Origin of the sequence: Pseudoalteromonas sp. McH1-7 (genome assembly GCF_013366255.1) — a bacterium.
GTDB classification, from domain to species: Bacteria; Pseudomonadota; Gammaproteobacteria; order Enterobacterales; family Alteromonadaceae; genus Pseudoalteromonas; species Pseudoalteromonas peptidolytica.
In genome coordinates this window covers 123,473-147,442 of record NZ_JABWPQ010000004.1, presented here as the reverse complement: position 1 = coordinate 147,442, position 23,970 = coordinate 123,473, and the positions used below count along the sequence as shown (strand labels likewise).

20 protein-coding genes are annotated in these 23,970 nt (G+C 42.1%); 14 read left to right on the top strand and 6 right to left on the bottom strand.

Going from position 1 to position 23,970, the window contains the following annotated elements; translation table 11 throughout:
- Window positions 1-842 precede the first annotated feature (842 nt).
- Complete coding sequence (locus tag HUZ36_RS04160; protein ID WP_176032076.1) at window positions 843-1,745, bottom strand: sulfite exporter TauE/SafE family protein; 903 nt, start codon at window positions 1,743-1,745, stop codon at window positions 843-845.
- A gap of 256 nt (window positions 1,746-2,001) precedes the next feature.
- Here HUZ36_RS04160 and HUZ36_RS04155 point away from each other — a divergent pair, with 256 nt between their 5' ends.
- The 4 genes from HUZ36_RS04155 to HUZ36_RS04140 all read left to right on the top strand — a co-directional run bounded on the left by HUZ36_RS04155 (window position 2,002) and on the right by HUZ36_RS04140 (window position 8,570).
- Window positions 2,002-4,260, top strand: a complete 2,259-nt coding sequence (locus tag HUZ36_RS04155; protein ID WP_176032075.1) for an aminotransferase class V-fold PLP-dependent enzyme — start codon at window positions 2,002-2,004, stop codon at window positions 4,258-4,260.
- A 353-nt stretch (window positions 4,261-4,613) separates the two neighbouring features.
- Window positions 4,614-4,769 carry a DUF2256 domain-containing protein gene (locus tag HUZ36_RS04150; RefSeq protein ID WP_147390032.1) on the top strand — a complete coding sequence of 52 codons (156 nt, stop codon included), beginning with the start codon at window positions 4,614-4,616 and terminating at the stop codon, window positions 4,767-4,769.
- Window positions 4,770-4,899: 130 nt separating this feature from the next.
- Window positions 4,900-7,062, top strand: coding sequence for a TonB-dependent siderophore receptor (locus HUZ36_RS04145; protein ID WP_176032074.1), 2,163 nt, complete (start codon window positions 4,900-4,902; stop codon window positions 7,060-7,062).
- 308 nt (window positions 7,063-7,370) lie between these two features.
- A complete protein-coding gene (locus HUZ36_RS04140) occupies window positions 7,371-8,570 on the top strand; it encodes an alginate lyase family protein (RefSeq protein ID WP_176032073.1) in 1,200 nt (399 codons plus the stop codon).
- Window positions 8,571-8,723: 153 nt separating this feature from the next.
- Here the strand turns inward: HUZ36_RS04140 and HUZ36_RS04135 are convergent, their stop codons facing one another.
- The 3 genes from HUZ36_RS04135 to HUZ36_RS04125 all read right to left on the bottom strand — a co-directional run bounded on the left by HUZ36_RS04135 (window position 8,724) and on the right by HUZ36_RS04125 (window position 12,208).
- Entirely contained in the window at window positions 8,724-9,230 is a 507-nt protein-coding gene (locus tag HUZ36_RS04135; protein WP_176032072.1) for a hypothetical protein, read from the bottom strand.
- An 83-nt stretch (window positions 9,231-9,313) separates the two neighbouring features.
- Window positions 9,314-10,327, bottom strand: coding sequence for a low-specificity L-threonine aldolase (ltaE, locus tag HUZ36_RS04130; protein WP_147390036.1), 1,014 nt, complete (start codon window positions 10,325-10,327; stop codon window positions 9,314-9,316).
- Between the two features lie 132 nt (window positions 10,328-10,459).
- A complete protein-coding gene (locus tag HUZ36_RS04125) occupies window positions 10,460-12,208 on the bottom strand; it encodes an alkaline phosphatase family protein (RefSeq protein WP_176032071.1) in 1,749 nt (582 codons plus the stop codon).
- Between the two features lie 309 nt (window positions 12,209-12,517).
- Here HUZ36_RS04125 and HUZ36_RS04120 point away from each other — a divergent pair, with 309 nt between their 5' ends.
- From HUZ36_RS04120 to HUZ36_RS04105, 4 genes are all read left to right on the top strand, one after another.
- Window positions 12,518-12,991 (top strand): nuclear transport factor 2 family protein, encoded by a 474-nt coding sequence (locus HUZ36_RS04120; RefSeq protein WP_176032070.1) that lies wholly within the window; start codon window positions 12,518-12,520, stop codon window positions 12,989-12,991.
- Window positions 12,992-13,063: 72 nt separating this feature from the next.
- Window positions 13,064-13,864 carry an AraC family transcriptional regulator gene (locus HUZ36_RS04115; protein WP_128730098.1) on the top strand — a complete coding sequence of 267 codons (801 nt, stop codon included), beginning with the start codon at window positions 13,064-13,066 and terminating at the stop codon, window positions 13,862-13,864.
- 2 nt (window positions 13,865-13,866) lie between these two features.
- Complete coding sequence (locus HUZ36_RS04110) at window positions 13,867-14,550, top strand: AzlC family ABC transporter permease (protein WP_176032069.1); 684 nt, start codon at window positions 13,867-13,869, stop codon at window positions 14,548-14,550.
- Window positions 14,547-14,846, top strand: coding sequence for an AzlD domain-containing protein (locus HUZ36_RS04105; protein ID WP_125251664.1), 300 nt, complete (start codon window positions 14,547-14,549; stop codon window positions 14,844-14,846). Before HUZ36_RS04110 ends, HUZ36_RS04105 begins: the two co-directional genes overlap by 4 nt.
- A gap of 29 nt (window positions 14,847-14,875) precedes the next feature.
- Here the strand turns inward: HUZ36_RS04105 and HUZ36_RS04100 are convergent, their stop codons facing one another.
- Window positions 14,876-15,202 (bottom strand): DUF4920 domain-containing protein, encoded by a 327-nt coding sequence (locus HUZ36_RS04100; RefSeq protein WP_254879464.1) that lies wholly within the window; start codon window positions 15,200-15,202, stop codon window positions 14,876-14,878.
- A 249-nt stretch (window positions 15,203-15,451) separates the two neighbouring features.
- The gene (locus tag HUZ36_RS04095; RefSeq protein WP_176032068.1) at window positions 15,452-16,126 is read right to left on the bottom strand and encodes a TorF family putative porin; all 675 of its coding nucleotides are present in this window, start codon (window positions 16,124-16,126) and stop codon (window positions 15,452-15,454) included.
- Between the two features lie 124 nt (window positions 16,127-16,250).
- Between HUZ36_RS04095 and azu the strand changes: the two genes are divergently transcribed.
- The 6 genes from azu (at window position 16,251) to HUZ36_RS04065 (ending at window position 23,936) form a co-directional block, all read left to right on the top strand.
- Window positions 16,251-16,706, top strand: a complete 456-nt coding sequence (gene azu, locus HUZ36_RS04090) for an azurin (RefSeq protein ID WP_176032067.1) — start codon at window positions 16,251-16,253, stop codon at window positions 16,704-16,706.
- Window positions 16,707-17,185: 479 nt separating this feature from the next.
- On the top strand, window positions 17,186-17,521 hold the full coding sequence (locus HUZ36_RS04085) for a hypothetical protein (RefSeq protein ID WP_128730104.1): 336 nt from the start codon (window positions 17,186-17,188) through the stop codon (window positions 17,519-17,521).
- On the top strand, window positions 17,511-17,765 hold the full coding sequence (locus tag HUZ36_RS04080; RefSeq protein WP_125251669.1) for a hypothetical protein: 255 nt from the start codon (window positions 17,511-17,513) through the stop codon (window positions 17,763-17,765). The genes HUZ36_RS04085 and HUZ36_RS04080 overlap by 11 nt, the downstream gene beginning before the upstream one ends.
- A 3-nt stretch (window positions 17,766-17,768) precedes the next feature.
- On the top strand, window positions 17,769-19,361 hold the full coding sequence (locus HUZ36_RS04075; protein ID WP_128730106.1) for a PepSY-associated TM helix domain-containing protein: 1,593 nt from the start codon (window positions 17,769-17,771) through the stop codon (window positions 19,359-19,361).
- 318 nt (window positions 19,362-19,679) lie between these two features.
- The gene (gene katG, locus HUZ36_RS04070) at window positions 19,680-21,866 is read left to right on the top strand and encodes a catalase/peroxidase HPI (RefSeq protein WP_176032066.1); all 2,187 of its coding nucleotides are present in this window, start codon (window positions 19,680-19,682) and stop codon (window positions 21,864-21,866) included.
- Between the two features lie 159 nt (window positions 21,867-22,025).
- Window positions 22,026-23,936: a S9 family peptidase gene (locus HUZ36_RS04065; protein ID WP_125251672.1), complete on the top strand. Its 1,911-nt coding sequence runs from the start codon at window positions 22,026-22,028 to the stop codon at window positions 23,934-23,936.
- Window positions 23,937-23,970: the final 34 nt, after the last annotated feature.

The window sequence follows — 23,970 nt, the reverse complement described above, 5'->3', positions numbered from 1 at the left end:
TTAGAAAACTAAACAGAGATTTTTCAACTGGTTATCGATAAAGTTTCATCACCTAAAAAGAGGTTACGTATTAAGCAAATTAGTATTAGAGAAATAGAAAACTATTTCCATTTCATAAATTATTTATTCTGAGGGAGTGGAGTTTATCAAAACAATCGCAATGATAACAACTATCATTTACATTTTATATTTGTAATGTTTTTTGCAACAAATAGAATTGAGTAAACAAATAGATATCCATGTAATTAATCTGTATCTATTTCATAATAGAGATGGATCAAGTAAGTCACTCGTATGGTTTATTTGACCTGAGGTTTGGATAACAAATGTTCTAACTTATTGTTGCTAGAGCACAACTTGGTTTTTCCTTGTCTAGCCATAGAGTTTTAGGGGAAACATCAGAGTTTTAGGGGAAACATCGCTCACGCGTCCTGCTCTCGTTAAGGTACCTAAATCCTGTAGTAGGCAAAGCGAATTTACGCGCCAATCGCAGGCTATCGGGAGTGAATTCAACGCAATTAGCACTAAAACTGGTTGCCAGAAAGACATGAATAATCCGCAGTTCAGGGGATTTACATTCAAAGCCTTCACTTAAAATTGAAACACAGGATGAATTTGGCTCTCGTTTTCACCCTTCTTTGACAACCACAGTGTATGGTGAAAAGTTTAGGTATCACGTAATTGGCTTTTCCTCTCAAATTACATCAATATAAGTAACATGTTACGCAGGTATCGCCACTCATCGGCTGATGGCACGAAATCAGCCATCTGTGCTTTGCTCTCCCAAGTGTTTTTTGGTCGTCGCGCTTAGCTTGCTTACTAGTATTCTGGGAAAAAGTTATTTAATACCAATTACGTAACGTTGGATATAACTCATAGCAGGTAAAGCTCACTTCCAAAGCAATTAAGATAAGCAAAAAGCTCACCAAATGCCCAACCTTAACTTTAGAACATACATAAGCACCTAACGGCGCCCCGACTACGACAATCGGGATAGCTGCAAGCAAATAGCTGTTTATCTCTGCGGTAATAGTATTGAGATGCCAGGCATTGATACTGCTTCCTACAAGGGAGGTAAAAGTCATGACAACGACAGATGTTGCCGTCGCTTTTTTAACGTCGGCGTTATAAGCAATTACTAACAATGCAAAAAGAGCGATATCTGCACCTGAGCCAACAAGGCCACTGGCAACTCCACCGATGAAGGCCACTATCATAAACCTTACCATCTTTGGCTGAATAAATTCACTGCTTGGTTGATGGTGGGCTTTACGCCACCACCTAAGCACCAGAGTCAACGCAAAGCAGAGTAATAAAAAGCTAAAAATAGATTTCACAAGGAGCCGTGGCGCAAACGGCGCAATAAAAAACAAACTTAGCGTTACACCTATGCCTGCCATAGGTAAGGCCATGATGATCACGTTCTTATAGACTGGGATGCGACGGCAAAAAATAGTGATAGTCGCCGCGGTCATACCGAAGCTTTGGATAGCGAGAGAAAATACTTTGGCAGTTGCAGGGTCGATATTTAATAGTTTTGTCATCACAGGAAATGCCACAGCTCCACCACCCAGTGCTGTGCCACCCGCAACAAAAGAACCTATTGCCATGGTTAACGCGATGCTCGATTCGCTAACGATTTGCCCCAAGGCTTGATAAAAGCCCTGGATCCAAATGAGCGTGGCATATACTCCCAAGGTAAAAAACAGCGGCCACATTGTTGGTCTTGCTATTCGTTGAAGCATGATATTTCCGTCTATAAATAAGAGGTTAATTCCTTACCAAAAGGTGATTTTAAAAAATACCTATTAAGTGAACGCAATTAAACACGATGAAAACATATTTTTCAAATTAATTTTACATTAACCGTACTATATTTTGAAATGAAGAAACCCACCAACAATAGTTGAATCCCGCGCGTATCTGCCTTACTATAACTATAAATAATTACTTATTACTTTTTGTTATATGGGTAATTTGCTTATACCTTAAGGCACAGTCATGACACAAGAAACTCAGTTATCTCAAATCTACCTAGATGCTAATGCGACAACACCAGTGTTAGAACGAGCAGCAGATGCCGCATTGATGACCATGAAGACCATGTTTGGAAATCCAAGTAGTAGTCATATTACGGGATTACAAGCAAAGCAATTGATGGAGCAGACTCGCCAAAAAGCACGCACAGTGCTGGGTTCAGGTAACGGCCGCGTTATTTTTACCAGTGGCGCGACAGAAGGGATCCAAACAGGTATCTTGTCGGCTCTTTGCGCAGCAAAGAAGCAAATGAAGCCAAAGCAGCAATACACCTTACTGCATGGTGCAACGGAACATAAAGCGGTTCCAGAGTCATTAAAACATTGGAATAAAATACTTGAAATCAATGCTGAGGTTAAAGCCATTCCCGTCGATGGTCATGGTCGCCTAGACCAAGATTTCATTGCCAAAGAAGTGCCTAACGCTTTGATGATTTGTACCATGGCAGTCAATAACGAAACAGGTGTATATCAAGATCTCGCTGAGTTAGAGACGGTGATAAGAACAAACCATGCTACTGTTTTTTGGATGGTTGACTGTGTTCAAGCATTAGGTAAACGTAAGTTAAATCTTGCCCAAACGACTATTGATTACGCACCTTTTAGTGGCCATAAACTTTACGCTCCTAAAGGTATTGGCTTTGTCTATATACGAGACAATGCACCGCTTACCCCCTTTATTGCTGGTGGCGGTCAAGAAAGTGGACTTAGGTCTGGCACGGAAAATCTGCCTGGTTTAGCTGCACTTAACGTTATTTTTGATGAGCTATTAAAAGAGGGTAACAGCGAGTTTGTTGACGTAGAAACACTCCGCCAATATCGCAACCAATTGGCAAAAACACTAAAACAAGCATTTCCTACTATCGTGTTTAATAACCAATTCACAAATAGTGTACCGACCACATTAAACTTTGCGATACCAGGCTTTAGTTCAAAAGAAATTATGGACTTATTTGATGCCGCAAATATCCGAGTTAGCTCAGGCTCAGCCTGTAGCTCAAAGGTAACGCGAAGTTTTGTTCTCGATGCTATGGGACTGCCGGCATGGCAAAGTGAATCTGCTATTCGCATGTCTTTTGGTCCTGTTACCACTCAAGCAGAAATCGATGCTGCATGTGAACGTATTGGTCACTGTGCTCAAGCTTTGGGTCACAGTTGTTTAATGCAAGCCAGCAATGAGATAAGTAACAAAGAATCACTTGATGGTCTGGTACAATTTAAAATCGGTGGCGCTTGTTGTTGGTTGTTTGCCGATAAACAGTCAAAAGTCGCAATCATTATAGACCCGTTACCAGAGCTGGTTGAGCGCCTAAAAACCATTTTAGAATGCCAACAGCTTACCCTGCTTGCAGTTTTAGATACTCATGGCCATGCAGATCACGAATCAAGCAGAGTCGCCTTTTCGCTAGCAGCAACTGCGAGCGACCACCTTGGATGGCCACCTCAAACAGAGACAATTGAATATAATGGCCAACAACTCGCGAGTCTATCTTTTGGACGTTATCAGCTTGCTTTATTGCCCACCCCAGGACACACCGCCGACAGTGTTTCTTACATTCTATTGGAACAACTGCCAGCAAAACTGGTGATAAAGTATGTATTTTGCGGAGACTTAATTTTGATGGGAGCATTGGGTAGAACGAATTTTACCACCAGCTCCAATGACGCAATGTACAACAGTATCCAAGCGCTCGCCGAAGTAATCACTGAAGAGACCTTGTTATGCCCAAGCCATGATTATAATAATGAATTTACAACGACACTCAGCGCTGAAATGTCTAGAAATTCAATACTAAATCAAGTCATACAAGGTGAACTTTCAGCAACAGAGTTTGCCAAAGCAAAGAGACTTATTGATGCTGACATCAATGATGAGACGGGTACTGAAATCATGTGTGGTGCAGCAGTTTGCGGTAAAGACACATTTACCCTGCAAGAATATACGGCCACGGAGTTAGAAACACAGATAGCGAATAACCAAAACCTATTACTGATAGACATTCGTGAACCACATGAGTATGCACTTAACCACAACCGTGCGTTTGATCAAAATGTTCCGCTCACACGTTTAACCGATTTTATTGGTAAACATAGCCATAACAAAGCACAGCCGCTGATTTTAGTGTGTCGTAGTGGTAGTCGTTCCCAAGCCGCTGCACAAGCTCTAGCCCGCTTAGGCTTTAATAATATCGGGCACCTCAAAGGGGGTTATGCGCTCATCTAAACCATGTAGGTTGTAATAGTTTCCTTTCTGAAGCCCCTTTTTGCACAAGCAAAGGGGCTTTTTTCGATCGGGCCTGTGTTAGTTTACGTAATAATACCAATTAGCCTTGATACTTACTCAATTTGAAGGAGTAACTCTGACGCTAACTACGTTGAAAATTTCTTATTTAGAACAACTAAATAGCAAGTTTTTTTGCCTTGCCTATAGGGATATCGGTACCTTGTTGGTAGCGGAGTTATCGATAAGATTTTCTCGCTTCAAAATAGACCACTTAATTAAGATAATTGGTATAAACCTGGAATTCGGATAATTAATGCCTTATCCAAACCTCAAATGAATATCGAAAACGCTAGATGGCACATAAAAAACCACATTTACCTCAGAAGATATGCCCAGTTTGCAACCGTCCTTTCTTATGGCGAAAGAAATGGAGACAGAACTGGGAAGAAGTGAAGTATTGCTCTAAACGCTGCGCAAGCAAGCGTACAAGCATTTCTAACTCACAATAGAAATGTCTAAGCGCATGATATTAATAGAAAGATAATTTATTGTAACATTTGCAAAATACGGAACAACACTATTGATAATCACTATCATCTACAATATCATTTGCAAAAATTAAGTTTATAGGGATTAATCATGCGCTCATTCAAACATAAATACCCGACGCTTTTCGCCAGCGTTGCTCTTGCCTTATCATGCTCAGTAACCGCTCAAGAGCAGAGTAAAACAACCCAAGAGGACATTGAAATCATTGAAGTTAGTCCAAGAGGACTGATTTCGTACGTTAGTGCTACGGCTTCAAAAACAGCGGTTCCAATTATCAAAACACCTGTTTCTGTCTCTGTTTTGACCGCACAACGTATCTCAGACTTAGGTGCTGAAACGTTACAGGACGCAATTGGGTATGTTGCTGGTGTTTATAACGGTCCTTATGGTGTTGACACACGTGGTGACTGGTCAAAAATTCGTGGCGTTGATCCCCTACTGTATGTAGATGGGTTACAAAAACTGTTCGGCAACTACAACAATACTCGAACAAACCCATACGCACTTGAAAGTGTCGAGATCCTAAAAGGCCCCTCTTCTGTTCTATATGGTCAGGGCTCTACCGGCGGAATTGTAAACGCAGTATCTAAGCTGCCAAATGCAGATACCGGCGGTGAAATTTGGGCACAAGTTGGTAACTATGAGCGCAAGCAACTAGCCATTGACTATAACACTACATTTGGTGAACAACAGGAATATCAAGCTCGCGCCGTAGCTATGTATCGTGACAGTGGCACACAGACGGATTACGTTGACGACAACACACTTATGCTGGCTCCAAGTTTTACCTGGCTTGCGTCAGATGAAACTAAAGTCACCGTGCTGGCCAACTTACAGCGTAATGAGTCAGGTTCGTCTACCCAATTCTTTCCACACGAAGGCACTATATTACCTGCAAAATACGGTCAAATTCCAAGTGAGCGCTTTGTCAGCGAACCAGGCTGGGATAAATATGATACTGAGCAACAAGCCATCACAGCGATTATCGAACACAGTTTTGATTTAGACACCCACATTAAATTTTCTGGCCGATATAGCGACAGTACCGCTGAATATCGCACCATTTACTCTTGGCCACCTAAATTTGAAGCGGATAAACGTACTGTAAATCGTATTGCTAGCCTCACAGATTCAAGCGCGCGTAGCTTAACCATGGATCTGCAGTTCCATAAATACTTAGAGCTAGATGCGTTAAAACTCACTATGGTATCAGGTGTAGATTATCAAAATGCTGATACCGACTCAGATCGTGGCCGTGGAGTTGCAGCACCGTTAGACTTGTATAACCCTGTTTATGGCTTAAGTACAGAGTTACCAACGGCGGTAGTAGATAACCCTGAAAACACTCTAAATAATAAACAGCTGGGCGCTTACGCTCAAGTCACGGCTGAAGTAAACAATTGGGTACTCAATGCAGCACTTCGCTATGATGATGTGTCAAATCAGCTACAAACTGAAGGCGCAAATAAAAATAGCCAAACTGCGACTACAGGGCGAATTGGTGTGTTATACCAGTTCGAGAATGGCTTAGCTCCATACGCAAGTTACTCGGAGTCATTCAAAGCTGTATTTGGTCAAAAAGCGCAAGGTGGTGCCTACAAGCCACTAGAAGGTGAGCAAGTTGAACTTGGCTTGAAATATCAACCAGCAGGCACTGAGCACTTAATTACAGCATCAATATTTGAAATAAAAGATAAAAACCAAGTTCGCAAAGTGTCTCCTGAATTTGAAGTGCAAGACGGTGAGATAGAGGTGAAAGGGTTTGAGTTAGAAGCTCAACTTGAGTGGCAGCACCTTGATGTATATGCTGCATACTCTTATTCTGATACCGAGCAAGATATCACACCACTTTCCAGCATGGAGCTATTTGCAGCACAAGACTTGAGAACACTTATCACTGATGATGCTCCGCTTTCAGCAACTCCTAAACACCTTGCATCTATTTGGGCAACGTATAGAGCAGACAACCTACTTCCAGGGCTTAAGTTTGGTGCAGGTGTTCGACATGTAGGTGAAACATATGATGGTAGTCGTACAATCGTCCTTAACGGCCAAACACTACATGAGCAATTAGTCACTGATAATTTCAACCTCATTGACATGATGATTGGCTATGATATTGACCAGTATCAGTTCAGTCTACAAATCGATAATGTGAGTGACAAAACGGTCATCACCAGTTGTTTGTATCGAGGCGACTGTTTCTATGGGCAACGTCGTACCGTTAGCGCCAACGTAAAATACAAGTTCTGATAAACCAAGTATCAGGATAAGGGTTACACCAATTGACTCGGTCAGTTGGTGTAACAACATAGCTCAGTGTTTTTACCTGCAACGAGACCCATCGTTATGTGTAAATCCACAATTATGTAACCCCACCACATACACCTAACCTTCATCTTTAGTCACTGGTTTCATGTGCCTCTGCGATGACGCCTACTCATTTTCTCCTTAAAGACAGTGGGTTCGCCTGTTAACTTTTAAAGTTTAGCTAGAAAATGTACCTGCAAAAGGGTTTTATGAGTTATCATGCACAAAAATAAGATTTATGAGAAAATATCGTGAAAGAAAACATAAAGATAATAACTAACCTATCAATATCTAAACTTATTTTTAATTACCGGAAAACTGTAAGAGATGTTGTAAAAAAAATTGAAGTTGAAGACACAACTAACCTCCATAGGTATTTTTCTCACCTTACATCAAAATATAAAACTACACTCAGTAACGCGGATAACACTGAGCTTCACCAGCTTGCTAACCAAGCGGTTAACCTTGGTGTAATCTCTATCACTAAAAAAGATGTCGATCCGCCAAGTGGGTGTACAAAAGATTATTTATCCTTCGCCCCTTATTACTACGTTAATGAAAACACAAACCCTTTAATAAAAAGTAAAGAAACGGTACAGCATAGAGATAGTAGATCAAACCCATTTTTGGCGAGTATATCTGATAAGCCAAAATTGGCGCAGGTATGTGCAAGACTACATCTCGTTGCTTTGTCTTATTGTGATGCTCCAGAGCAACAAAAGATTGAATATATCCAAGCGCAAATAAACACTTGGTTTATTGATGGTGAAACAGCCATGAATCCTCACATGGAGTTCGCACAAATTATGCCATGGACTGGTAATCAGTATGGGTTGGGGATCATTGACTCTCGCTGGCTGTTACTTGCGATCGAGGCTTGTGCACTACTTAACGATAAGTTGGACACCGATACCCTGCACGGCTTCAAATTATGGCTAAAAGCATTCGCAGCGTGGATCCTAAATTCCAAGAGTGGTCTTACTGAAGTTGCAAGAAAGAATAACCGCGGAAGTTGGGTTGATGTCCTATTATCTTATATTTTATTATTTTTGAATGAGGAAAGATGTGTAGCACTTATTTGCAATCATACTTTAAAAAATAGATTTGACGTTCAGTTTGATAATAATGGCGACCAACCATTAGAACTAACGAGGTATAACCCCGTAAGTTATTCTCTATATAACTACTACCCTATTAAATATATACTTTTAATAGATGAATTAATTAACAATCAAGGAAATAAAGAAAAAAAGTTAAAAATGAATAAAACTATTTCCAGGCTTGAGGCAGCAATCACATGTCATGAGCGTGGCTCTATAGAGCACATTGACTTAAAGCTAAGCAACAACTTAAACCTTTATTATCCTTATAGCTTCGCCCAAGTAAATACATTTCCAGCTGTGATGCCAATCACTTCACAGGTGAAACTGAATAGCCTTAGTGTTGAATAACTAATATCTTCCTTGCTGCCAAACTTATCAATAACAGCGTGTAATTCACTTCCAATAGCCAAATATTGGAAGTGAATTACATTAAAAGGACATAAAAATATCTAGAGCAGGAATTATCCACCACTGAGCTTATATTGAATTAGAGCCATTACATTAGAATTGGTAACTTATCGCCACACTGCCATCCGCACGCTTTTTATTCGAATCACTACTTTCGCCGTAGCCTGCTATGAACTTCACATGCCAGCCCCTTTGGTTAATGCTTGAAAAGTAATAACTGTAACTTAAGCCGACACCGTTGGTGGTTTCATCATCAAACAAGTTAATAATTGGCTCAAAAATACCACAAACAATATCATCATCTTCTTCACAGGCCGGACCGACATCTCTCGCTCCAAGCGCGCCCGCAACAACACCTACAGCATGTTTATTATTCGCTGATACCGCACGCTCATAACCAAGCAATAAGCCATCATCAAGTCCAATGCGATAACTACCATACCATTTACTCTGACTTTGCGCTTGAGGAACCGACACCTCAAGTTGACCAAAAAACGGATACCCTGTTCCAACTGAAAACTCCACAGGGTTCGCTAAGCTACTTAAACTACAAAAAAGTGCAGTAACCCCAACGGTTGTATTGACTAAAAATGATGACATTGACTTATTCTCTTTGTGAAAACGCAGAAAATAGTGAGTCACGTTCCTAAAGTCAACACGATATTTGTGAAAATTTGTTCAAACTAAACCTGAGTAATGCGTGAAAGTTCAGTAATAAATGTATCGATATCCGCCTGCTCAATCCCCAAGTGGGTAACCAATCTACACCCCTGGTAGCCTGGAGTGATGTTTATCCCTTTTCTCTTTAACTGCTCAGCGATAGTGAATAAATCTATGTGAGGCTCAACTTCAACAAACACAATGTTTGTCTGTACTGTATGCTTACATGGCTTAAACCCCGGGACTCGTTCAAGTTTTTCAGCTAAATATTGTGCATTTTGATGATCTTCGTTGAGGCGCTCTACATGATGCTGTAACGCGTAAAGGCCAGCCGCTGCAAGCATACCTGCTTGACGCATTCCACCGCCCAGCATTTTTCTTAGTCGACGCGCTTTTTCGATAAATGCTTTATTACCCAATAATAAAGAGCCAATTGGCGCACCAAGTCCTTTGGAGAGACAAATCGTAAAAGAATCAAAATGCTTGACAATTTCTCTAATATCCACATTTTGTGCTACAGCGGCGTTATACACACGAGCACCATCTAAATGCAGCATTAATCCGTGTTCGTCACATAATGCTCTTGCCTTTGCTAGATACTCAAGGCTAAGTACCTTACCACCAATGGTATTTTCTAAACTGAGTAGCTTGGTATTAGCAAAGTGAAAATCGTTGGGCTTGATAGCTTGTTTGATCCGTTCTAGACAAATACTACCATCAGCCTCATTTTCTAGAGGTTGTGGTTGGATTGAGCCAAGCACTGCCGCACCACCCGCTTCAAACCTATAATTATGCGCCTGTTGGCCACATAAATATTCGTCACCTCTTTCACAATGACTCATTAACGCCAGAAGGTTTGCTTGCGTGCCAGAAGAGGTAAATAGCGCAGCTTCAAACCCATGACGCTCAGCCGCAAATTGCTCTAGGGTATTTACCGTCGGATCGTCGCCATAAACATCGTCACCAAGTGCTGCATCAAACATGCTTTGCTTCATCTCAGGCGTCGGTAGCGTAACTGTGTCAGATCTAAAGTCCATCAATCATATCCAAATAAAACGAGGGGTACTCAGCATAACCGAAAAGTGTCCACAACAGAAAAGCTGGACGAAAAAAAGGAGTGTCGGTTTGAACCTGCTCACTCCTTAAAAAGTCTATTATTTTTGTTACTACTATTGCAGCCCAGGCCAAGTGCCGTTATCAATTACTTTAGGATAACCTGGATCTACTTTATCTAATGTAATGCTGTATCTCAGATAACGACCGTCATCTAAAAAGAAGTAAGCACGTGTACTGTTCCACTTTAAAGCAGCGCTTATCTTGCTCGCATAGTCGCCCACCCCCGGCCAAGTGCTATCATTAATGGCCTTAGGGTAGCCACTATCAACACTGTCATCTCCTAAATCATAGCGTAAGTATCGACCATCATTTAGGAAAAAATATACTTTGTCAGACGTCCAGCGTAGTGTCGCCGTTATTTTGTTCGCATATTCAGCAAGCCCCGGCCACGAGCTGTTATCTATGGCTTTAGGATAACCCGTTCGTACCCTATCATTTTGTACGTCATAACTTAGGTACAGCCCCGTAGATAAAAAGTAATAGACCGTATTACGGTCTTTGTAGAAACTTGCCTGAATTTGCTCTGCATATTTTGCAAGCCCCGGCCAATTGCCGTCCGTCACCGCCACAGGATAACCATCATCAGTTTTATCTAACAAGGTGTCGTAACGCCAATAGCGTGCATCTTCAGAAAAAAAATAGCTTTTAGTGTTGTGCCATTGATGTGCTGCGGTCAAATTAAGCTCAGTCACACGATAGCCAACATAGACGCCCTGCTGCTCAAAGCTATAGTCATTGATACCAGAAGTTGGGGCTGAATCTTGCCACTGCGACACACCCGCGGGTAATGTCTCAAGCAATTGATTATTACGATAAACCCGAGTAGGCGCATGTGCATCATCAAGCCAGGTAAAAAGTTTATTGGCGTAATTTAGCTTACGGATCCCTACATCACCATACAGTGATGTACTCTCAAACCCCGCTTGGACACCCGTCTCTATTCCCATAAAGGATAAGATAGTCGGTACAATCGCAGTTTGTGCCGGGTAGCCATACAAACCAGAAAAGTCCGTATTAGCAGGGTTAACAGCCTTCGAACTAAATTCCTTATTCAGTCTCTTGTTAGAAGCTATGAAAATAGTTTTTTCTGGTTCTGTTTGCTCACCATGGTGACAACCAACAATCGGCGTGCGACCGTGATCTGTCGTGACCATCACTAACCAGTTTTCACCTTTTCGCTCTTTGGCTTCAACGGCATCAAGAAGCTTGCCTAATCTCTTATCTGCATCTTCGACCGCTTTATTGTACGCAGAGCCGAAGCATAAGGCATGCCCTACGGCATCTGGCTCATCTAAATGTAGAAAAACGAAGTCTGCAGAGTCATTATTTAATGTCGCCAACGCTTTGTTCAAATTATCATCATCACTGCCGCCTTCTGACCTTTGCTTCATTAAACCGAGATCGCGTCGAAAGAATTGGCTATGGATAGGCCCCCAAGTGCTAAAGCTCGCAATATGAGCGCTGGCGTCATGCTCTGCGATATAACGATAAAGGCTACGATAGGCGTTATTCGCCAAGCCAGAGTCATTACTTGGGACTTGATGTTTGTTCACCCAAACTCCCGTTAAAATCGTTGCCCAGCCTGGGCCACTTTTGGTTTTTTGCTGTGTTTGAGTTTTTGAGAGCCCGCCTGTATACGCTTTACTTAGAAATAAGCGGTCAAAATTTGGGGTATGATTGCTGCCAATTTTTTCGTATTGTAATCCATCGATCCCAATCAGCAATACTTTATTTTCAAGTGCATTTGCACAGGCGGTGAATGAAAGTGCAAGTAATGCACTGCGAAGCACGGGTAATTTCATTATCTTTCCTTTACTAAGATTATCTGGACTAGTCCAAAAAAGATAATAGGAGGCTAACGTTAAAGTCTATTTACAAAATAATTACATTGAAGTTTATTTACCCGACTTTTAGATCTGCGGCACTACCGCTGTGATCCTCCAACAGCTCAAGGCGCTATGAGTAACTATACTACTTTGCTCAAATATCGTCGGCACATGAAAAACACACAAGCGTAAGCGCTTTTGAAATAAACGGCAAAAATGGTGTTGCTTGACAAGAAACCAGCATTACCTGAAATTAACAATCATCATTCAACATGGATAATAAATATGAAAGTATTCGCTGCGCTTTTTGCCACACTTTTACTTACGACTGGCTGCATGTCTACACAACCTAAAAATACCCACCTTAAAAACTGTGAAAAGACACTACAAGAATACATAACGTATCGAGATGCTCAATCAGCGGCTGATTACCGCAGTGTTTTCACTGATAACGCTACATTTACCATACCCGCACTCAAGATTAGTCTAACAGGTGCAGATGACATCGTCCTGCGGCAACAGCAAGCCATAAGCAAGACAAAAAGTATGCACATGATGACTAGTGCCAATATTAAACATGTAAAATCTAATCTGTATGAGGCAAACAGTTACTTTGTGCTCCATCAACAGGCAATAGGACAGCCACATGCACCAACCACTATCTTCAACGGCACTTATGAAGATACATTAATAGTGCAAAATAGTCGGTGTCTGATAAAAAGCCGTCAGGTCAATATTATAAAAAAACAAGTCTGGTGAGCCAATTGTGCAATTTTGTACAAGACATATCGCGTTAAGGCGGATACCCTTCTTATCAATGGGGAGAGAAATATGCAACATGCAAAGTTTAGTTTTCATCGTGATCTCGGTGGCTTAGAAGTACTTCATAATATTGATAAAAAAGAGGATTTTGGCAGACATAGTCACAGTGGCTACACCCTAGCCTTTGTTGAGAGTGGCGCGCAGAAATTTTATCGCTCTGGTGGAGAGCACGTTGCTCAGCAACATAGCATTATTTTGATAAACGCAGAGCAAGTACATGACTGCCGAAAAGCTTCCGCAGGCCCTTCTTCATATCGCTCTTTGTACCCAACGCCCGAGCTTTTTAATCAACTTTTGGGAAGTGGCAGCGCCATGGCACCGTTTTTTCAAGATGCCGTAGTACATGATCCAACGCTTGCACAACTAATGAATACTACATTCAATGTATTAGAGTCTGAAAGTGGCTTATTAGCAAAACAATCTCAGCTGGTAGCCTTACTGTCTTATCTGAGCCAAAAGCAAGGTAATGTGAGGCTTGAAGGGAAACAAAAGTCGGTAAAAGCGCGCATCCGCACCGCCCAGCAGTTTTTATTGGACAATCTGTTTGAAGAGGTTTCACTCGATAAACTTGCCAGCCTTGTTGATATGAGTCCTTTTTACTTTATTCGAGTATTTAAGTCACAAACAGGCCTCACTCCACACGCATTTCAAATTCAGCATCGCCTCAATCACGCAAAGGCACTTATGCGCTGTGGTAAAAGTGTTGCACATGCAGCTTTGACTGTAGGATTTTACGATCAAAGCCACTTTAATCGTCATTTTAAAAAAAATATGGGGATCACGCCCAGTCAATACAGTAAGGCCTGTTAACCATGAAAGTTGCTGTATACAAGGGCTTTTGGGATATGCTACCGCTCAACCTAGCAGTGCTCCCATGGGGAATATTATGTGGCTCTCTGGCCGTACAAAATGGTTTTACGCCATTAGAAGCGCAGCTTATGTCTTTACTCGTTTTTGCCGGCTCTGCGCAGTTGGTGGCAATAGAGCTTATTGCGAAAGATACCGCTTTGATCACCTTGCTCATCACCACATTTATCATTAGTGCTCGACACTTGCTGTATGGTCTTGCTATTCGCAATAAGATGGTAGATAAGCCACTCAAATGGCGAAGTTCTATAGCATTTTTTCTAACCGATGAACTGTTTGCATTTTCTCACCACCATCGCGCATATCAGGGGAAACTCAGGCTGCTTTATGCTCTGGTTGCTGGCGGAAGCTTTTATGTCGCTTGGAACCTTTGGACACTCATTGGCATTATTGCAGGTCAGTTCTTACCAGATTTGACCAATTTGGGATTAGACTTTGCTATTGCAGCAATATTCATCGCGCTGGTTATACCAAGCATTACCACAGTGCCTATTTTATGCGCCTGTATCTGCTCTGCCATCAGTATTCTGATATTTAAGCTAGTCCACTTTGAGTTTGGGTTAATCACATCAGCGTTACTTGGCATGACCGTTGGATATTTGCTACAAAGTTACAAGGAGCGCAGATGATAACAACGATTTTAGCAATGGCCTGCGTCACATTCGCGACACGATATTTATTTCTCGCAAAGCAACTGCCCTTTACTATCGGACCTAAATTGCAGCGATTTTTAAGCTTTAGCGCTCCGTGTGTACTCACCGCAATTTGGGTACCCATTGTGTTTATTCAAGATGAACAACTCGCACTGAGCGTACATAATCCTTACCTAATCGCTGCAACCTTTGCTGTGATACTCGCATATCGGTTTAAAAACTTATATATCACCACACTTGGTAGCCTTGTACTCTTCTATCTACTGTATTAACACCCGTCCGATGTTTAGCCAATCGTGTGCTAAGAAATAGTCACTGCGGTGGGCTCAAATCCCAGCTGCATTAATACGCTCTGCTCAGCGCGTAGCTCTAGTTGTGGCTGCGCGGCTTGCTCAACGCGGGTAAAGCGCCCAGTAACATGGGCTTCACGCCCAATTGCAGCGGTAGGGAAAACCATATCACCTTGTTCCACCTGAATATTCACATCAAGGCCGTCGGCAACTTGTAACGTCATCCAGCAACCTAACTTTTTGCACACACTGGTCACGACACCTTTGAGCGTGATGACATCACTACAATACTCATTCAAATTGGGTAAGATATGCTGTACATCTATCAATTTTGACATGTCTGCTCCCCCCGCAAATTCTAAAGGGCTAGAAAAACTAAACCGGGAGAAAATCGCAAGAGACAGTGCTGTCAATTTTATCGAATCCTTCATATTTCAGCTCCACAGCGTATATGTTGTTCTTATACGCGTCACTTGTCAGGCACCATAAAAAAGCCCCCTAGTGACGTTAATTGCACTATTATATAAAAGTACAATTTGCAGCTAAAATCAATACAAAAGTTAATAAAACTTAAACCAAAAGTTAAATCACCAATCGATAACTGTTGAAATGGATAGCAAAAATGTAGAGTCGGCGTAGCTGTCAATATCATTACTTTCGTATCCTAATGACATGCTCCAGCTGTTTATTGAGTATGTTCCAGTTAAATGCCAATGTGTGTAGTCATCATCCTCAGATTCCCATTCAAACTTATCACTGTCAAAGCTCATAGAATGGTCAACTCCTAGTGTGATAGACCAGTTATCGTCAAGTACTAGAGTGTGAGTTAACATTACAATACCGTGCCCTGCACCGGTACCAAAGTAATCCCACGCATACCAAAAATCCAAGCTGGTATGGCCATAACCAAGCTTGGCGTAAGCTTCAGCATAATTGTACTCTGAACTCACGTCATCGCCATGGTAGGTATATTGAGAAACACCAATATCTAATGTTACGTTGTTAACTAGTGTAAATTTATATCCTCCATAAATATCTCCTTCAAAGTCAGTGCCATCACCAAAATCGACCTTTGAAACCCAGCCCCCTGCGTACCACCCAGTATCGCCGAGCCAATCTAAACTGACCTGTATTACTTCGTCTTCTTTACTTTGACTTACCCCATTGAACAAGTAATCAGAAGCCAATGTAATGGTTGAAGAGGTATCAGCATTTGCAAGTAGTGGACTGAGTAAAAGTGGTACAAGCCAATATTTATTCATGATCGATTCCATTGCTAAGTTCCGTATTAGCCTCAAGCATAGAACAGTTTTTTTGATCTTGATCCATTTACAAACAACAACGCACACTTGATAATGAAAATGATTTTTATTTAGGAGTTAAATTATGAAACACCTTTTTTCTGTACTTTTGATTTCTCTTGCGGCGGGAACATTATCAAAAGCGGCCTCAGCCAATGAATGCGCACTGACTATTGAAGCAAATGACATGATGCAATTTTCAGCAAAGGCGCTTAGCGCTCCAAGCAGCTGTAAAGAAGTGTCTCTCACTTTAAAACACACAGGAAAGTTACCAGCAACAACCATGGGGCATAATTGGGTGTTGAGTAAGGCAGCAGATGTGCAAGCAGTCGCCACAGACGGCATGACCGCAGGTTCAAGCAATAGTTATGTTAAACCAGGTGATGATCGCGTATATGCGGTCAGTAAAGTCATTGGTGGTGGCGAACAAACTACGGTCACTTTTTCGACTGAACGCTTAAAAAAGGGTGAAGACTATCGGTTCTTTTGCTCATTCCCTGGCCACTTTGCCATCATGCAAGGTAGCTTCTCACTTATCTAATACCAATTTGACTTAATACTTGCTCAATTTGAAGGAATAAATCTGACGCTAACAGCGTTAAAAATTTCTCATTTAGAACAACTAAATAGCAAAATTTTTGCCTTGCCTACACGGATGTAGGTACCTTGGCGATAGCAGGACGCGGTAGCGGAGTTATCGACAAGATTTTCTCGCCTCAAAATAGACCACTTAATTAAGCAAATTGGTATAAAAGCTAATTCACAATCAAAAGCCGTGCTTTCTTGTCATTAGCCGCACGGCTTTACTCGGCAAATACACCACTAAGCCTTCTTGACTACTATTGAAACAAGCTGCTAGAGCTTATGGTGTAGATGAGAGTTACCCCCTCACCAACATGAAGCTATAGAGTTTGTAAAGGGTGAATAGTTAATCTCGCATCTCGCATCTCGCAAATAACAATTATCACTCTCCCTCTTGCAGTGCCTACCCATAATCATTACAATCAATTGTAAACAATAATGATTATCAGCATCATGAGCTTTTTCTCAATTATACCAATTTGGTTTGCAACAACCTTACTCTACTTCGCGAGTCCAAAACAGCGCTACTTGGCAACTTCGCTAAAGCGCTCACCAAGCTATGCTATCGCAGCCTTACTGATTTTTTCTGGTTTTTATATTTTAACGCTACAATTTCCCATCGTTTCAGCAATGCTTGCTGTCGTCGTTGTGCTGATGTCGTCGTTAGTGTCGGTCACTCTGCTTAGTGCTTATCCAAAAAGACGCTTTTATCTGACCGCCACAATGGTTTGTGCTTTTTCATTGTTATTGGGAGGCATAGCATATGTGGCCTAAAACTTTACTTGGATTTTTTCTCGGGCTGCTACTGTCTATCTCTTTAGTTTTAAACTTGAATTTACTTTTGCCGTTTTCTGAAGCCGCTAAGCTTATGCTAGGCCTTATTCTTGCTTTTCCTATTTGGGCTGGCGTGATGACATGGAGCTATGCTTTTACCACCGCAGGGGCTGCAAGTAAGCGTTTATTTACTATTTTGATCCCTTCGATACTCCTCAACTCTGCACTACTGTTAATGAGATAAAACATGAAAAATCAAACGCTAAAATCGTTGACTGAGGCGCACGCTTGGATAGGACTGATTATTTCAACAGTACTGTTTATCGTATTTATTACCGGTTCTCTTAGCCTCTTTAGAGACAATATAAACGGGTGGGAGCGAGCTCAACTGGCAGTAAAATCAGCCTCCGCAGAAGAGTCTATTTCTTATGATAAAGCTATTTCAAGCTTGCAACAGCAATATAATATCGATACGCATCATAGCTTTTTCATGCGTGAGCCAAGTGAACATAACCCATTTATTGAAGTTTATTTTGCTACCCATTTGGATGAGCCACACCCAGTAACAGGTGAAGACCACCAAGATCGCCACCTACTTCTCTCGCCAAGCTCTGGAGCCGTACTTGCAGACGCCGATACATTTGAGTTTGCCACATTTTTATATCAGCTCCACTATGATTTAGGGCTTGGTCGGATAGGTCTGTACTTTGTTGGCGTGATCACTTTATGCTTCTTTGTTGCTATCTTAAGCGGCCTTGTTATCCATTGGCGTAAAATTGCTAAAAACTTTTTTCAATATCGAACTGAAGGCAAGAAAGACAAGTGGCTTGATGCACACAACTTGATTGGCACCATGGGGTTGCCATTTCATATAATGTACGCATTTACCGGTCTGGTATTTAATTTAGTGATTATCTATCAGATCTCCTATGCGGTGTTGCTATATGGAGGCAACCAAACAGCACTGCTGCAAGCGGCTGGGTTCAACGAGCCAACCGTCGAGGCCGTCGAGCAATCAGCTACGATGACAGGCATTGATGCGCTGCGTGAAAAAGCACTCAACACCTTTGGAGATGTGACAATCACCTCCGTTGAAATCACCCATTTTGGTGATAAAAATGCGGTAGTTAGTATTAGTGCAAAGAGCAATGACGCCTTCTCTAACTACAACGAAGTGCAATATAAACTTGCTGACCAATCACAAATTTACCTCACAGAAAACAATTACGACAATGCCGTTCGTGCTGGGCTATCAACGATAGCAAGTCTACATTTTGGTGATTTTGCAGGCTATGGCATGCGTTTAGCTTTCTTATGCCTTGGCCTTGCCACCGCTTATTTAATCGTCAGTGGGAATCTGATGTGGATAGACAAACGAGCCAAACAGCGCAAGCAAAGTCCAAGGAGTTTGCTTTTTGTTAAGCGCTTAACCAGTGGCGCTTTTATTGGCGTGTTATTAGCCATAAGCGTTGGATTTGCACTTACTACAGCACTCCCAGTAAGTCATATTGATAAATTGGAAACCGTGAAGTTTTCTATGTTTTCAGCATTTATATTTGCATTGCTCAGCAGTCAATTCGCTAAGCAGGTGCTGTCATATAGCAAAGTATTGCTCGGTCTTAGCTGCATTACATTTTGCATCACAGCAATAATCAATCTGGTCTCATTGATAACACAATTTGATGCGCTTCCCCCCACAACACGTTTTGATTTTGCTGTAGTCATCGCACTTTTAACATTAATGACCTTAATTTGTTGGAAAACAATCTCACGGATAAATACCACAGCTACAAACACACAAACGACACCTCATACCCACTCTCAGCAAGTGATAAACTAGGGTCTGTTGACCTTTGCTGTTGGTAACACACCTTCACCCATGCTTTTGCAATTATTGCAAAAGCATGGAGATACCCAAACCCCTCTAGATACTGGTAAAAGCCTCCAAGCGGAACTACCTTTATGCTGTATACCAATCCAAGAAATACCAATTACTCTTGATACTTGCGCAATTGGAAGGAGTAACTTGGTATACCGCTTGCCGTAGGTTTGGGGCATACAGTTAGTACAGTTTTGCCTGATTTTAAAACAGTGAGTGCCCACACCCTGTCGCTAAGATTGGTGTTTAATCTTCGTCACCGATAACCAAGGATTTATAATGAGTAAGCAACAAAGTACCCCATCAGTTTGTCCGTTTGCACATGGCGCAAACACTTCCTCTGCACAAACCCAACACCAGTGGTGGCCAAACAGCCTTAATCTAGATATTTTACATCAACATGACACCAAAACAGACCCAATGGATGACGGGTTTAACTACAAGACCGCGTTTAATAGTTTGGATTATCAAGCATTAAAGCAAGATCTCACTAGCTTGATGACTGACTCACAGCCTTGGTGGCCCGCTGATTGGGGACATTACGGTGGGTTAATGATAAGAATGGCATGGCATGCCGCTGGAAGCTACCGTGTAGCCGATGGTCGAGGAGGTGCAAATACAGGTAATCAACGTTTTGCGCCACTAAACAGCTGGCCAGATAACGGCAATCTAGACAAAGCACGACGTTTGCTTTGGCCTATTAAAAAGAAATATGGCAACCAAATTTCATGGGCGGACTTAATCATATTAGCAGGCAACGTGGCATATGAATCAATGGGTTTCAAAACCTTCGGTTTTGCCGGTGGTCGAGAAGATATCTGGCATCCAGAAAAGGATACCTACTGGGGCAGCGAAAAAGAGTGGCTGGCTCCTTCCAATAATTCAAACAGTCGCTATAGCGGTGAACGCGATTTAGAAAATCCGCTTGCCGCTGTGATGATGGGTCTTATCTACGTTAATCCTGAGGGTGTAGACGGTAACCCAGACCCACTTAAAACTGCTGAAGATATGCGAGTCACCTTTGCTAGAATGGCGATGAACGATGAAGAAACGGTCGCACTTACCGCAGGTGGTCATACAGTAGGCAAAGCACACGGAAATGGCAATGCTGATGAGTTAGGCCCAGCTCCAGAAGGAGCAGATCTGCATGAGCAAGGGTTCGGTTGGATGAACCATACATCAAGAGGGATCGGGGCAAACACAGTCACCAGTGGCATTGAAGGTGCTTGGACAACCAACCCAACACAATGGGATAATGGCTACTTTTACTTGCTATTTAGCTACGAATGGGAGCAAACTAAAAGTCCAGCGGGCGCGTGGCAATGGCAACCTATCAACATTAAAGAAGAAGATAAGCCAATTGACGCTGAAGACGCATCCAAACGCTGCATGCCAATGATGACAGATGCCGATATGGCGTTGAAAATGGATCCTGCTTATCGAAAAATTGCTGAAAAGTTTTATGCCGAACCTGACTATTTTAACGATGTTTTTGCCAGAGCTTGGTTCAAACTTACTCACCGTGACCTTGGCCCTAAAAGCCGTTACCTCGGACCGGAAGTCCCTAACGAAGAACTAATTTGGCAAGACCCAGTCCCTAGCGTTAACTACACCCTAAATGACAATGAAATTAGTACGCTCAAGCAACAAATTCTAGCTACCAATGTCACTATTTCAGAATTGGTAGCTACCGCGTGGGATAGCGCCAGAACATTTAGACACTCCGACTTTAGAGGTGGTGCAAATGGGGCAAGGATCCGCCTTGCCCCGCAAAAGAGTTGGCTCGCCAATGAACCGGAACGCCTAGCGAAGGTCCTCACAGCATTAGAAACCGTGCAAAGTAACTTTACGCCGACCATAAGCATGGCTGATTTGATTGTGTTAGGAGGCTGCGCAGCTATTGAGCAAGCCGCGAAAAATGCTGGTGTATCAATTCAGGTACCCTTTGCTGCGGGGCGAGGCGATGCCACAGACGAGCAAACTGACATCGAGTCATTTGACGTATTAGAGCCTGTCCATGATGGTTTTCGCAATTGGCAAAAACAACATTACAGCGTAAAACCAGAAGAAATGCTGCTCGATAGAGCCCAGCTAATGGGGCTGACAGCCAATGAAATGACCGTACTTATTGGTGGTATGCGTATGCTCGGCACCAATCATGGGCAAACAACCCATGGCGTATTCACCGATAATGTTGGTAGCTTAAGTAATGACTTTTTTGTTAACTTAACCGACATGTCATATATCTGGCAGCCTATTGAAGAAAACCTCTATGAGATCAAAACACGTGATACGGGCACAGTAAAATGGACAGCCACTCGCGTTGATCTCGTCTTTGGTTCTAACTCTATCTTGCGTGCTTACGCCGAAGTGTACGCACAAGATGATAGTAAAGAGAAGTTTGTTCGTGACTTTGTTGAGGCGTGGACCAAAGTGATGAATGCAGACCGATTTGACCTTAAATAATTACTCCCCCTAAACTTAGTATGTGATTGGCCCTTTGACTGGAAAGCCAATCACATACCAACCCTACATTGGTTTACATAAATCCTCGGTGAGACGCTTGCCATTGATTTCTATCGTTATATGCTAGAAATCAATAACAATAACGAAAGCAGGGAAATTATGTTTAAAAAATCACTCCTAGCATGTGCGTTGCTCGCGTCACTCACAGCATGCAATCAAACCAGTCAACAAGTTAATCCACCACAAACTACTCAAGCTATCTCTGACTTTAAAACGTATTCGGCAGAAACATTTTTTGACACCACAGATATTCAAGGTAACGCGTTTCGCCCTGATGCAAAGAAAATCTTGGTGGCCTCTGATGAGTCAGGCATATTTAACCTCTATGAAGTTGATGTTAAAACAGGCAAAAGAACACAAATAACCGATGCCGCAGACTCAACCTATCCAGTTGGATATTTTCCCAACGATCCCCGTATCTTATTCACCCGAGACGGCGGCGGTAATGAACGATTTCATCTCTTTGTCCGTGACGAAAATGGCAATGTTAAAGACCTCACACCGGGAGAAAAGGTCAGAGCAGGTTTTGTCGGCTTCTCTGAGGATAACAAGGCATTTTTTGTGTTAAGTAATAAGCGCGATGAACGCTTTATGGATCTATATCGCTTTGATGCCAGCACTTACGAAAGTGAACTTATCTATAAAAATGACAAAAACTTAAATGTCCAAAAAATGAGTGAGACGGACCGTTACCTTGCACTTGTCAATGCCCAAGGTAATAAAGACAGCGACCTATTTTTACTCGATTTACATAACCCAGATGCCCCACTCGTTGAGATCTCAAACGTGGAGCACGAGGCAAACTTTTTCGCTTCAGCATTTTCTAAGGACGACAAGTATTTATACTACAGCACTGATGCCCATGGTGAGTTCTCTCAAAGTTGGCGTTATGAAATCGCGACAGGTAAACACACACCCTACATCGTAAAAAATTGGGACGTACGATTTTTGTATTTCTCCGATTCCAACCGCTACCGCGTAGTTGGTGTAAACGAAGACTCCAGTATTAAAGTGACGATCACCGACCTGAAAACAGGCAAGGATATCAATTTACCCAAGCTCCCAGCTGGTAGCATAAACAGTGTTAACTTCTCTGATGACGAAAAGCTGATGACTTTTTATTTAAATTCAGATACATCGCCAAATAACTTGTACGTATGGCAGGTTGGAAGTGACAAAGTTAAGCAACTCACCTCGACGTTAAGTGAAAAAATCAATACTGACCACCTGGTCGAAAGCACTATCGCTCGCTTTAACAGTTTTGATGGTTTGGAGATCCCTGGAGTACTTTATAAACCAAAACTCGCAAGCTCAACAAATAAGGTACCGGCACTTGTATTCGTTCATGGCGGCCCTGGAGGCCAGAGCATGACAGGTTATAGTGCACTTACTCAGCACTTAGTTAACCAAGGATATGCCATTTTTGCCGTAAACAACCGAGGTAGCTCTGGCTACGGTAAAACCTTCTTCCACTTAGATGACAAGCGTCATGGCGAAGATGATTTACAAGATATCGTTTGGAGTAAAAAATACCTACAACAACTGGACTGGGTCGATGCTGACCGCATCGGCATCATGGGTGGAAGCTATGGTGGCTATATGACAGCTGCGGCATTGGCATTCGAGCCGGAAGAGTTTAAGCTTGGAATCAATATCTTTGGTGTAACTAACTGGGTCAGAACTCTTGAGTCTATTCCGGCTTGGTGGGAGGCATATCGCAAATCACTGTATGATGAGCTAGGCGATCCAGCTACCGATAAGGAACGTTTGCATCGTATATCACCACTTTTCCATGCTAAAAATATCACTAAACCACTGATGGTGGTACAAGGTGCAAACGACCCCCGAGTACTGCAAGTAGAAAGTGATGAATTAGTAGAAGCGGTTCGCTCAAACAATGTACCGGTCAAATACGTCTTGTTTGAAGATGAAGGACACGGATTCTCGAAAAAGGAAAATCGTATTGAGGCCTCTCAAGCCTATCTCGACTTTCTTAAAAAACACCTTTAATTAATAAGCCTTTGGATCTGAGCATATCGCTTTG